Source organism: Streptomyces sp. NPDC051051 (assembly GCF_040682975.1).
Taxonomy (GTDB): domain Bacteria; phylum Actinomycetota; class Actinomycetes; order Streptomycetales; family Streptomycetaceae; genus Streptomyces.
The window spans coordinates 84,528-95,095 of record NZ_JBFBCB010000032.1 but is presented as its reverse complement, the minus strand read 5'-3'; the positions used below and the strand labels follow the sequence as shown (position 1 = coordinate 95,095).

Below are 10,568 nucleotides of genomic sequence, written 5' to 3'. Positions count from 1 at the left end.
TATCGGGGCGACCCTCCGCCTTGCGATCGCACGCACCAGACGCCGCCGGGCCTGCCCTTCGGGCAGACGACGCTACTTTCGAAACACGCCCTAGACGCCCCGCGGGTACCGGGCGAGCCAGCCCGGGGAGGCGCTCGCCGGGGTGTGCAGGGCCGGGCCCTGGGTCATCTCCATCGCGAAGTCGTCCGCCAGTTCCAGGATCGTGGGACGGCCCTCCAGTTCGGCCAGCCAGGCCGGCGGGAGGGCCGTCTCGCCGTGCAGCGCCCCGAGCAGCCCGCCGGCCAGCGCGCCGGTCGCGGCCGACGGGGCGCCGTGGTTGACGGCGAGCCGCAGCCCGTGCCGTACGTCCTCGGCGACCAGGGCGCAGTAGACGGCCGCCGCGAGCACGGCCTGGGCCGTCCCCGCCCCGGCCAGCTCCGCCACCCGCTCCGGGCCGGGCGCCCCCTGCCGTACGGCGTCCAGCGCGTGCCACAACGCCTCCGACACCGGCTCGTGCCCCGGCCGGGCGGACAGCAGGCCGAGCGCCCGCCGCACCGCGCCGTCGAGGCTGTCGCCGCGGGCCAGCGCGTGCACGGTGACCGCATACGCGCCCGCCGCGAGGTGTCCGCACGGGTGGCCGTGGGTCTGCGCCGCGCACTCCACGGCCAGTTGCGCCACCAGTTGCGGCTCCCAGCCGACGAGCAGCCCGAAGGGCGCCGAGCGGGCGGCGGCCTCGGGGCCGTCCTCGCCGGGGCCCTTGGGTGCGTCGAGGGTGCCCATGGTGTCGTCGCCGAAGCCGAGCAGCAGGGACCGGGCGGGGTCGCGGCGGACGTACAGCCACTCCTCGTGGGCCAGCCAGCCGTCGTCCTTGCGGCGCAGGTCGGGCCCCCAGTCGCGCTGGGTGGCGGCCCACCTCCGGTACGCCCGGTGCAGATCGGTCGGCGGATGCCAGGCGCCGGTGTCGCGGCGGACCTGGGCCCGGATCAGCCCGTCCACGCTGAACAGGGTCAGCTGGGTGAGATGGGTGACGGCGCCGCGCCGCCCGTGGGCGGGCGCCAGGTCGACGAGCCCCTCGGGCCCGTGCGCCCGCCGTATCTCCTCCAGCCCGAGCCGGTCGACGGCCGCCCCGAGGGCGTCCCCCACGGCGGCGCCGAGCAGGGTGCCGCGCACCCGGCTGCGGAAGTCCTGCTGCTCGGTACGCCCCCAGACGGCACCGCCTGTCGCACCCACCTAGACCTCCCGGACACCGTCCGTACGTACGACGTCCGTCACTGTAATCGAACGGAGGTGGAGGATCCGGGGGAAGGTCGTGAACATGCCAGACGCACCTTCCGGGCGGAGCTCCCCTGCGGCGGTCACGGTCTCCGCCCCCGCGGTACCCGCCGGCCGGCGCCGGGACCCGCTCCCGCGGTTACTCGACGACCCGGACGTTCGTCCCCGTCGCGCCGAACGCCCACAGGGCCGCGCCGTCCGCCTTCGGCATGCGGATGCCACCGGTCTGCGCCCCCGAGGCGGGGGGCGGGGAGGAGCCGTCGACCGCGTTGGAGAAGGCGATGTTGACGCCCGACTTGGCGGAGAAGTAGATGATGTGCTCGATCTGCACGCCGTCGGAGCCGGTGGTGGCGTCCTTGCGGAGGGACACCGTGTAGCTGCCGGACGCCGGGTCCACGGTGCCCGGCCAGACCGTGAAGGTGCGGCGGGCCTCGTCGTCGGCGTCGACCAGCCAGACCCGGTCCTGGCCGAGGGAGTAGACGATGCGGCGGCCCGCGCCCGAGCCGTCGGGGACGGGCTCGGCCGTGGGGGCCGGGGAGGGGGAGGCCGAGGGCTTGGCGTCCGCGGAGGCGGGAGCGGACGGCTTCGCCGCCGTCGCCGTCGGGTGCGGGCCCTTGTCGGCCTGCACCGTCAGGGCGCCGACCACGACAATCGCGCCGGCCGTCAGACCGGTGACCCAGGCCCACGAAGGAAGCCGTCGGGCAGGCACGGGCACGCATCTCCTCAATCTCGGGCCCCCGACACCGGGAGCCCGATCATCGTACTGCGACGCCCCCGGTCCCCCGGCCCTCAGCCCGGCGGACGCCCCGGTCCCCCGGCCTCCCGGCTCCCCGCTCCCCCGGCCCTCAGTCCAGCACCGGCAGCAGCTCCGGCAGGTGGCCGTCGGACGCCGCGGCGGCCCGCTGCCGCTCCTCGGGGACCTCGCCGTACAGGGTCGTGCGGGGCCTCGCCGGGCGGCCGGCCGCCTCGGCGACCGCGATCAGGTCCCGGACCGACTTGTAGGAGCCGTAGGAGGAGCCCGCCATGCGGGAGATGGTCTCCTCCATCAGGGTGCCGCCGAGGTCGTTCGCCCCGGAGCGGAGCATCTCCGCCGCGCCCTCGGCGCCCAGTTTCACCCAGCTGGTCTGGATGTGGGGGATGTGCGGGTGCAGCAGCAGGCGGGCCATCGCCGTGACCGCGCGGTTGTCCCGCATGGTCGGGCCGGGCCGCGCGATGCCCGCCAGGTACACCGGCGCGTTGGTGTGGATGAAGGGGAGCGTCACGAACTCCGTGAAGCCGCCGGTGCGTTGCTGGATCCCGGCCAGGGTGCGCAGGTGGCCGAGCCAGTGCCGGGGCTGGTCGACATGGCCGTACATCATCGTCGACGAGGAGCGGATGCCCAGTTCGTGGGCCGTCGTGACGACCTCGATCCAGGTCGCCGTCGGCAGTTTGCCCTTGGTGAGGACCCAGCGGACCTCGTCGTCGAGGATCTCCGCCGCCGTGCCGGGGATCGAGCCGAGCCCGGCCTCCTTCGCGGCGGTGAGCCACTCGCGGATCGACAGACCGGTGCGGGTGGCGCCGTTGACGACCTCCATCGGCGAGAAGGCGTGCACGTGCATCCCCGGCACCCGTTCCTTCACCGCCCTCGCGATGTCGAAGTACGCCGTGCCGGGCAGGTCCGGGTGGATGCCGCCCTGCATGCAGACCTCCACCGCGCCGACGTCCCAGGCCTGTTGGGCCCGGTCGGCCACCTGGTCCAGGGAGAGCGTGTAGGCGTCGGCGTCGGTGCGGCGCTGCGCGAAGGCGCAGAAGCGGCAGCCGGTGTAGCAGACGTTGGTGAAGTTGATGTTCCGCGTGACGATGTAGGTGACGTCGTCGCCGACCGCCGCCCGCCGGACGTCGTCGGCGATGCGGCAGAGGGCATCGAGCGCGGGCCCGTCGGCGTGCAGCAGGGCCAGCGCCTCGTCGTCCGTCAGCCTCGTCGGATCGTCGGCCGCCGTCGCCAGCGCCTGCCGTACGTCGGTGTCGATGCGCTCCGGTGCCATGCCGGGCGCGGCGGCCTCCCGCAGGGCGCCCCAGTCGCCGTACACCTCGTCGAAGTCGTCGCGGCGGTCGGAGGTGCGGCCGTCGGTGTCGATGGTGCGGTGCAGGTCGGTGCGGCCGGTGGCCTCGAAGGTGTCCTCCGGTTCCTGCCACGGCCGGCCCTCGACGACGGCGTCCGGCACGGCCAGGCCCGTCTCCGGGTCGGCGAGCGCGCGCACGTGCGGCAGCAGGCGCGGGTCCAGCCACGGCTCGCCGCGCCGCACGAACTCCGGGTACACGCACAGCCGTTCGCGCATCTCGAAGCCGGCCGCCGCCGACCGTGCCGCGAGTTCGTCGATCTGCGGCCAGGGGCGTTCGGGGTTGACGTGGTCGATGGTGAGCGGGGACACCCCGCCCCAGTCGTCGATGCCCGCGCCGATCAGGCGCTCGTACTCGCTGTCCACCAGGTTGGGCGGGGCCTGGAGGCAGGCGCTCGGGCCCATGAGGTGGCGGGCGACGGCCACCGTCGCCACCAGCTCGTCGAGTTCGGCGTCGGGCATGCCGCGCATCGCCGTGTCCGGCTTGGCGCGGAAGTTCTGGATGATCAGTTCCTGGATGCCGTGGTAGGCGCGGGAGACCTTGCGGAGCGCGAACAGCGACTGTGCGCGCTCCTCGTACGTCTCCCCGATGCCGATCAGGATCCCCGAGGTGAACGGGACCGAGGAGCGGCCGGCGTCCTCCAGCACCCGCAGCCGTACGGCGGGTTCCTTGTCGGGGGAGCCGAAGTGCGGGCCGCCGGGCTCGGACCACAGCCGGGTCGCGGTGGTCTCCAGCATCATGCCCATCGACGGGGCGACCGGCTTGAGCCGCTGGAAGTCCGTCCAGGTCATGACGCCCGGGTTGAGGTGCGGCAGCAGGCCGGTCTCCTCCAGGATGCGGATGGAGACGGCGCGGACGTAGGCGATGGTGTCGTCGTAGCCGTGCGCGTCGAGCCACTCGCGCGCCTCCGGCCAGCGGTCCTCGGGCTTGTCGCCGAGGGTGATCAGCGCTTCCTTGCAGCCGAGGGCCGCGCCCTTGCGGGCGATGTCGAGCACCTCGTCCGGGGACAGGAACATCCCGTGCCCGGCGCGCCGCAGCTTGCCGGGCACGGTGACGAACGTGCAGTAGTGGCACTTGTCGCGGCACAGCCGGGTCAGCGGGACGAAGACGCTCTTCGAGTACGTGATGACGCCGGGCCGCCCGGCCGCCTCCAGGCCCGCGTCCCGCACCCGGGCGGCGGACGCGGCCAGGTCGACGAGGTGCTCGCCCCGGGCCTGGAGCAGGACCGCCGCCTCGGAGACGTCGAGGGCGACGCCGTCCCGGGCACGTTTGAGGGCGCGACGCAGCGAGTTCTCGGTGGGGCCGGTTCCGGAGGTCGCGGAAGTCGTCATCCCTTGAGCATACGTTCGGGCTGATCAGGACCGGCGGGGCGCCGGGATCGTCCCTCGGTTGCATGCGTGACGCGGTGACACCGGCGGTCGGCGCCCGTGGCGGTCGGCTTCACGCGAGGTCGGCCGCCGCGGGCAGGTAGGCAGCGCACGCGTCGAGGGCCGCGAGGACGTCCGCCTCCCCCGCCGGCGGGAGCTGCACCACGACCTCCTCGATGCCCAGCTCGGCGTAGTGCGCGAGCTTGCCGGGCGACGGGTGGACGGCGTACGGCACGACCTGGAGGCCCGCCGGGTCCCGGCCCGCGTCCGCCCAGGCCGCGCGCAGCACGGGCAGCGACTCGGACAGGCCGCGCCCGCCGATCGGCAGCCAGCCGTCGGCGTACTCGCAGATGTGCGCGAACAGCTTCGGACCGGCGGCGCCGCCGACGAGGGTGCGGGGTCCGATGACCGGGCCGCGCGGCTTCTGCACGGGCTTGGGGTAGGCGTGGCTGGCCCGCACGCCGCCGAACTCGCCGTCGTACGCGGTGGGTTCCTCGCTCCACAGCGCCCGCATCAACGCCATCCGGTCGCGGACCAGCTCACGGCGGGTACGCCACTCGACGCCGTGGTCGGCGGCCTCCTCCACGTTCCAGCCGAAGCCGAGCCCGAGGGTGAGGCGGCCGCCGGAGAGGTGATCCACCGTCGCGATCTGCTTGGCGAGGTCGATCGGGTCGTGCTGGGCGACGAGGGTGATCCCGGTGCCGAGCCCCAGGCGCTCCGTCACGGCCGCCGCCTGACCGAGGGCGACGAAGGGGTCGAGCGTACGGCCGTACTCGGGAGGCAGGTCGCCGCCCGCGGGGTACGGGGTGGTGCGCTCGACGGGGATGTGCGTGTGCTCGGGAAGGTACAGCCCGGCGAAGCCCCGCTGCTCCAGCTCACGGGCGAGGCGGGTGGGAGTGATCGTCCCGTCGGTGAGGAAGATGGTCACGGCGATGCGCATGGGGCGGCCTTTCGACGCGGGCGGCTCTGGGTGTGCGGTGGTGCGGCTTCCTGGGCGGTGCGGTTCGTGCGGCTGTGTGGTTCGTGCGGCTGTGCGGTTCGTGCGGCTCCCTCGACGCGGGTGCCGTCGCAGTCATCTGTACCGGGAGACCGGCCCGGTGTCCATACCGACCGGTCGGCATCACGGCGCGGGGCCGGCCTGCCACCCCCGGCGGGCCGGGGACGGCGGCCGACGGTGTCAGCTCGCGCCCGATGACGGGGGGTGGACGGAATCGAGCTGGTGGTCGGCCCAGACGTAGGTCTCGGGGAGCAGGTCGGCGACGGGGACCGTGCGGACGCGGTCGCCTTCGCCGACGATGACCCCGATGCCGGGGAAGTAGTCGAGGAGGACCTGGCGGCACCGGCCGCACGGGGGAACGACTCCGCGGTCGCGGTCGCCCACGGCGACGATCGTGTCCAGTTCGTAGACGCCCTGGGCGGCCGCCGCACCGATGAGGACCAGCTCGGCGCAGGGGCCGCCGGTGAAGTGGTAGGCGTTCACCGCGGTGACGATCCGGCCGTCCCGGGCGCGGCCCGCTGCCGCCATGGTGTGGTGGTCGCCCCGGCAGCGGGTGCGGGCGACGTGCGCGGCGGCCTGGACGAGTTCGTGGTCGACGGGGGAGGTCTGCGGGGTCATCAGGCGACGGTGGCCCGTGCGCCGGGGCCGCACAAGCGAATTTCGGCGGGCCGGCCCCGTGCGGCCCGCCCCTCCACCATGTGGGGCGGGCCGCCCACACTCCGAGGCTGCGACGTACGCCGGTGACGGGTGACCGGCGGCGTAACTCAGTCCACGACCTGCGGATCACGGAAGTAGTAGACGACGGTGACACCCATGCCGTGAGTGTGCGTGTAGACGACCGTGATCGCCTCGGCCGAGTCGCGGGCCAGGGGCGTTGTGTACGTGTACTCGACGGACGGTGGGCGCCAGCCGGGGACCTCCCTGCCCACCGCGGGATCCCGGCCGATGGCCGCGAGTGCTTCCCGAACCACCTCCCGCTCCCCCTCCGTCAGGTCACCGAACGCTTTCCTCCTCCCCCACCGCCATCCACCTCACCGAATCCGCCGACCCCGCCCGAGCCGTCCTCACCACCACCCCCACCGCCTTCGCAGCCCTCCTCGACTTGATCGGCCGGCGGAGCCGGGGCTGACCCGTCGGAGCCGGCCGGCATCCGCGGTCACCCGCGGCCTTCGTCGCGCAGGTGTCCGGGACCATGGACGCGACAGTTCGACCGGCCTGCCGTACGAAGGAGTCGCACCGACGATGTCCCGCCTCGACGACCGACGGTTCCGTGCCACCACCGCCTTCCAGCGCCGTCTCAACCCGCTTCTGCGGTGCCTGCCCTTCCAGACCGTCGTCGAGACCACCGGCCGGGTCTCCGGGCTGCCCCGGCGGACGCCGGTGGGCGGCCGACGGGTCGGGGACGTCTTCTGGCTGGTGTCGGAGTTCGGGGAGCGGTCCCAGTACGTGCGCAACATCAAGGCCGACCCGCGGGTGCGGGTGCGGATCGGCGGGCGGTGGCACACGGGCACGGCGGGGCTGCTGCCCGACGACGACCCGGCGGCACGTCTGCGCGGCCTGCCCCGGTTCAACAGCGTGGCGGTGCGGGCCCTCGGGACGGACCTGCTGACCGTGCGGGTGGATCTGGACGGCTGACGGGAGGGGCCCGGTGAAGTCGGCCTGACTTTACGTCAGCTCCGTTGCCGGGGGCCCTCGGTGGGCGGCGGCGGGCGAAAGTGTGCGCAGAGCGTGTGGTGACTGTGTGGACTCCCGGGTGCCGCCCTGTGATCGGCGTCTCCCACGGCTGACGGTCCGGGCAAGTACAGGGCAAACTGACATAGTTGGTCATCATGCCTAGGGGGAGCCCGATGGACGACCGTGTACCGCGCGTGCCGGAGCAGAAGCGTCACGACTCCCACCGGGAGCCGGCGACGTTGCGCTTCGACGTGCTCGGCCCGGTGCGCGCCCGGCGCGGCGAGGAGCCGCTGGCCACCGGCTCACCCCAGCAACGCGCCCTGCTCGCCGCCCTCCTGCTGCGCGAGGGCCGTACGGCCACCGCCGCCGAGCTGATCGACGCGCTGTGGGGCGAGGAGCCGCCGTCGCAGGCGCTGGCGGCGGTGCGGACGTACGCCTCCCGGCTGCGGAAGGTCCTCGACCCGGGCGTCCTGGTCAGCGAGTCGGGCGGATACGCGGTGCGCGGGCTCGGCGAGGGCGCCCTGGACCTGGCGGTGGCTCAGGAGTGGGCCGTCGAGGCGGAGAAGGCGCGGGCGGCCGGCGCCCTCGGCCGGGCGCGGGACCTGCTGAACCGCGCGCTCGGCCTGTGGGACGGGGAGACGCTGGCCGGCGTGCCCGGCCCGTACGCGGAGGCGCAGCGCGTCCGGCTGGAGGAGTGGCGGCTCGGCCTCCTCGAATCCCGCCTCGACCTGGACCTGGAGCAGGGCTGCCACGCGGAGGCCGTCTCCGAACTGACCGCGCTGACCGCGGCGTACCCGCTGCGCGAGCGGCTGCGGGAGCTGCTGATGCTGGCGCTGTACCGCGGCGGACGGCAGGCGGAGGCCCTCGCCGTGTACGCCGACACCCGGCGCCTGCTGGCGGAGGAACTCGGCGTCGACCCGAGGCCGGGCCTGCGCGAGCTCCAGCGCCGCATCCTCCAGGCCGACCCGGACCTGGCGGAGCCCTCGGCACCGCAGGCCGAGCCGTCCTCCGCCCCGGTGCGGCCCGCGCAACTCCCGGCCACGGTCCCCGACTTCACGGGCCGTTCCGCCTTCGTGACCGAGTTGAGCGAGGTGCTCGCCGGGGCGTCCGGCGAGGGCGGCGGCGGTGGCCGGGTGATGGCCGTGTCGGCGCTGGCGGGCATCGGCGGCGTCGGCAAGACGACCCTCGCCGTGCACGTGGCCCACGGGGCCCGCCCCGCCTTCCCCGACGGACAGCTCTACGTCGACCTCCAGGGCGCCGGCGCGCGGGCCGCCGAACCCGTCACGGTCCTGGGCGCCTTCCTCCGCGCCCTCGGCACCCCCGACTCGGCCGTCCCGGACTCCCTGGAGGAGCGGGCGGCGCTGTACCGCTCGGTGCTGGACGGCCGGCGCGTACTGGTCCTGCTGGACAACGCCAGGGACGCCGCGCAGGTCCGTCCGCTGCTGCCGGGCACGGAGGGCTGCGCGGCCCTCGTCACCTCACGGGTGCGGATGGTGGACCTGGCCGGGGCGCATCTGGTCGACCTGGACGTGATGTCGCCCGAGGAGGCCCTCGCGCTCTTCACGAAGATCGTCGGCGAGGAACGGGTGGCGTCGGAGCGCAAGGCCGCGCTGGACGTGGTCGCCGCCTGCGGCTTCCTGCCCCTCGCGATCCGCATCGCCGCGTCCCGGCTGGCCGCCCGGCGCACCTGGACGGTGTCCGTCCTCGCCGCCAAGCTCGCCGACGAACGCCGCCGCCTCGACGAACTCCAGGCCGGTGACCTCGCCGTCAAGGCCACCTTCGAACTCGGCTACGGCCAGCTGGAACCGGCCCAGGCCCGCGCGTTCCGCCTGCTCGGCCTGGCCGACGGCCCCGACATGTCCCTCGCGGCGGCGGCGGCCGTGCTCGACCTGCCGCCGGAGGAGACCGAGGACCTGCTGGAGTCGCTGGTCGACACCTCCCTCCTGGAGTCGGCCGCGCCGGGCCGCTACCGCTTCCACGACCTGGTCCGGCTCTACGCGCGTGCCTGCGCGGAGCGGGACGAGTGGCCGCCGAGCGAGCGGGGGGCGGCGCTGTCGCGGTTGCTGGACTTCTACCTGGCCACGGCGGCGGGGGTGTACGCGATCGAACGGCCGGGAGACCGGCTGGTGGACGACCTGGAGCCGACGGAGTACACGGGGCTGACCTTCACCGAGGGCTCGGCGGCCCTCGACTGGCTCTACTCCGAGGCGGGCCCCTTGCTGGCCTGCGTACGGCAGGCGGCGGGGACGGCACGACTGCGGCGGGCGGTGGATCTGCTCTGGGCGGCCCGGGACCTGGTCGAATCGGGCGCCAACTCCCGGCAGTACGAGACGACAGCCGTGGCCATGTGCGAAGCGGCGCAGGCAGCCGGGGACGTCCGGACGGAAGGCAGAGCACGCAATACCCTCACCAGCGTCCGGCTGGTATCCGGCCGTATTCAACAGGCCGCAGAAGAGGCGCGACTGGCCATGGAGAGCGCGACTGCCGCCGGGGACTCCACCGCCGCCAGCTGGGCTGCCCAGGACCGAGGGCTCATCGCCCTGCACCAACGCCGGTACGAGGACGGCAAGGTCTTCTTCGACCAGGCCATCGCGGGTTTCCGGGCAGCCGGCAACGGGCTGTGCGAAGCGACCGCCCTGTGCAACCTCTCGCGGGCGTACATGGGGATGGGCGACATCACGAGAGCCGTGGAGTTCGCTCAGCGCGGCCTCGCCGTCCACATCGAAGTGGGCAGCACGATGCGGCTGGCGAACGGGTACTACGCACTGGGTGTGGCGCTGACCAAGGCCGACCGGCACGCCGAAGCCCTCAGCCAGTTCTCGGAGGCCCTGACCATCTTCGTGGACCACCGGCAGCGGCTCTGGGAAGGCACCACCCACTTCAGGATCGCCGAGGCGCACATCGCGGCGCACCGCCCCGCCCAAGCGGCGCAGCACGCCGAACAGGCTCTCGCCATCGGGTGCATCGGCGGAGACCGGACACGAGGTGGTGTCCTGACACTTCTTGGGCACGCGCTCTCCTCGCTGGGCCAGGCGGACCGGTCGAAGGCCTGTTGGCGTGAGGCGCTCCAGCTCTACGAGCAGAACGGCGCGGACGAGGCCGAAGACGTACGCGCCCTGCTCTCACCCGCCACCGCGGCGTAGAAGGCGGGACCGGGCCATCGGCTCCGGGTGCGTTCA

The 10,568-nt window shown here is 74.1% G+C and carries 8 protein-coding genes; 2 read left to right on the top strand and 6 right to left on the bottom strand.

Going from position 1 to position 10,568, the window contains the following annotated elements; genetic code table 11:
- Nucleotides 1–90: 90 nt before the first annotated feature.
- The 6 genes from AB0N31_RS23700 to AB0N31_RS23675 form a co-directional block, all read right to left on the bottom strand.
- On the bottom strand, nucleotides 91–1,209 hold the full coding sequence (locus tag AB0N31_RS23700; RefSeq protein WP_366060390.1) for an ADP-ribosylglycohydrolase family protein: 1,119 nt from the start codon (nucleotides 1,207–1,209) through the stop codon (nucleotides 91–93).
- A 181-nt stretch (nucleotides 1,210–1,390) separates the two neighbouring features.
- Nucleotides 1,391–1,966 (bottom strand): hypothetical protein, encoded by a 576-nt coding sequence (locus tag AB0N31_RS23695; protein ID WP_366060389.1) that lies wholly within the window; start codon nucleotides 1,964–1,966, stop codon nucleotides 1,391–1,393.
- A 130-nt stretch (nucleotides 1,967–2,096) separates the two neighbouring features.
- Nucleotides 2,097–4,682 (bottom strand): bifunctional FO biosynthesis protein CofGH, encoded by a 2,586-nt coding sequence (locus AB0N31_RS23690; protein ID WP_366060388.1) that lies wholly within the window; start codon nucleotides 4,680–4,682, stop codon nucleotides 2,097–2,099.
- A 109-nt stretch (nucleotides 4,683–4,791) separates the two neighbouring features.
- Nucleotides 4,792–5,658, bottom strand: a complete 867-nt coding sequence (locus AB0N31_RS23685; protein ID WP_366060387.1) for an LLM class F420-dependent oxidoreductase — start codon at nucleotides 5,656–5,658, stop codon at nucleotides 4,792–4,794.
- 237 nt (nucleotides 5,659–5,895) lie between these two features.
- The gene (locus tag AB0N31_RS23680; RefSeq protein ID WP_366060386.1) at nucleotides 5,896–6,333 is read right to left on the bottom strand and encodes a cytidine deaminase; all 438 of its coding nucleotides are present in this window, start codon (nucleotides 6,331–6,333) and stop codon (nucleotides 5,896–5,898) included.
- Between the two features lie 146 nt (nucleotides 6,334–6,479).
- Nucleotides 6,480–6,686: a hypothetical protein gene (locus AB0N31_RS23675; RefSeq protein ID WP_366060385.1), complete on the bottom strand. Its 207-nt coding sequence runs from the start codon at nucleotides 6,684–6,686 to the stop codon at nucleotides 6,480–6,482.
- Nucleotides 6,687–6,957: 271 nt separating this feature from the next.
- Here AB0N31_RS23675 and AB0N31_RS23670 point away from each other — a divergent pair, with 271 nt between their 5' ends.
- On the top strand, nucleotides 6,958–7,350 hold the full coding sequence (locus AB0N31_RS23670) for a nitroreductase/quinone reductase family protein (RefSeq protein WP_366060384.1): 393 nt from the start codon (nucleotides 6,958–6,960) through the stop codon (nucleotides 7,348–7,350).
- A gap of 212 nt (nucleotides 7,351–7,562) precedes the next feature.
- Complete coding sequence (locus tag AB0N31_RS23665; protein ID WP_366060383.1) at nucleotides 7,563–10,532, top strand: BTAD domain-containing putative transcriptional regulator; 2,970 nt, start codon at nucleotides 7,563–7,565, stop codon at nucleotides 10,530–10,532.
- Nucleotides 10,533–10,568: the final 36 nt, after the last annotated feature.

Bases quoted from the DNA above. Each gene is read 5' to 3' on its own strand.
- AB0N31_RS23690 (WP_366060388.1), bottom strand. From the start codon at position 4,682: ATGACGACTTCCGCGACCTCCGGAACCGGCCCCACCGAGAACTCGCTG.
- AB0N31_RS23685 (WP_366060387.1), bottom strand. From the start codon at position 5,658: ATGCGCATCGCCGTGACCATCTTCCTCACCGACGGGACGATCACTCCC.
- AB0N31_RS23680 (WP_366060386.1), bottom strand. From the start codon at position 6,333: ATGACCCCGCAGACCTCCCCCGTCGACCACGAACTCGTCCAGGCCGCC.
- AB0N31_RS23670 (WP_366060384.1), top strand. From the start codon at position 6,958: ATGTCCCGCCTCGACGACCGACGGTTCCGTGCCACCACCGCCTTCCAG.
- AB0N31_RS23665 (WP_366060383.1), top strand. From the start codon at position 7,563: ATGGACGACCGTGTACCGCGCGTGCCGGAGCAGAAGCGTCACGACTCC.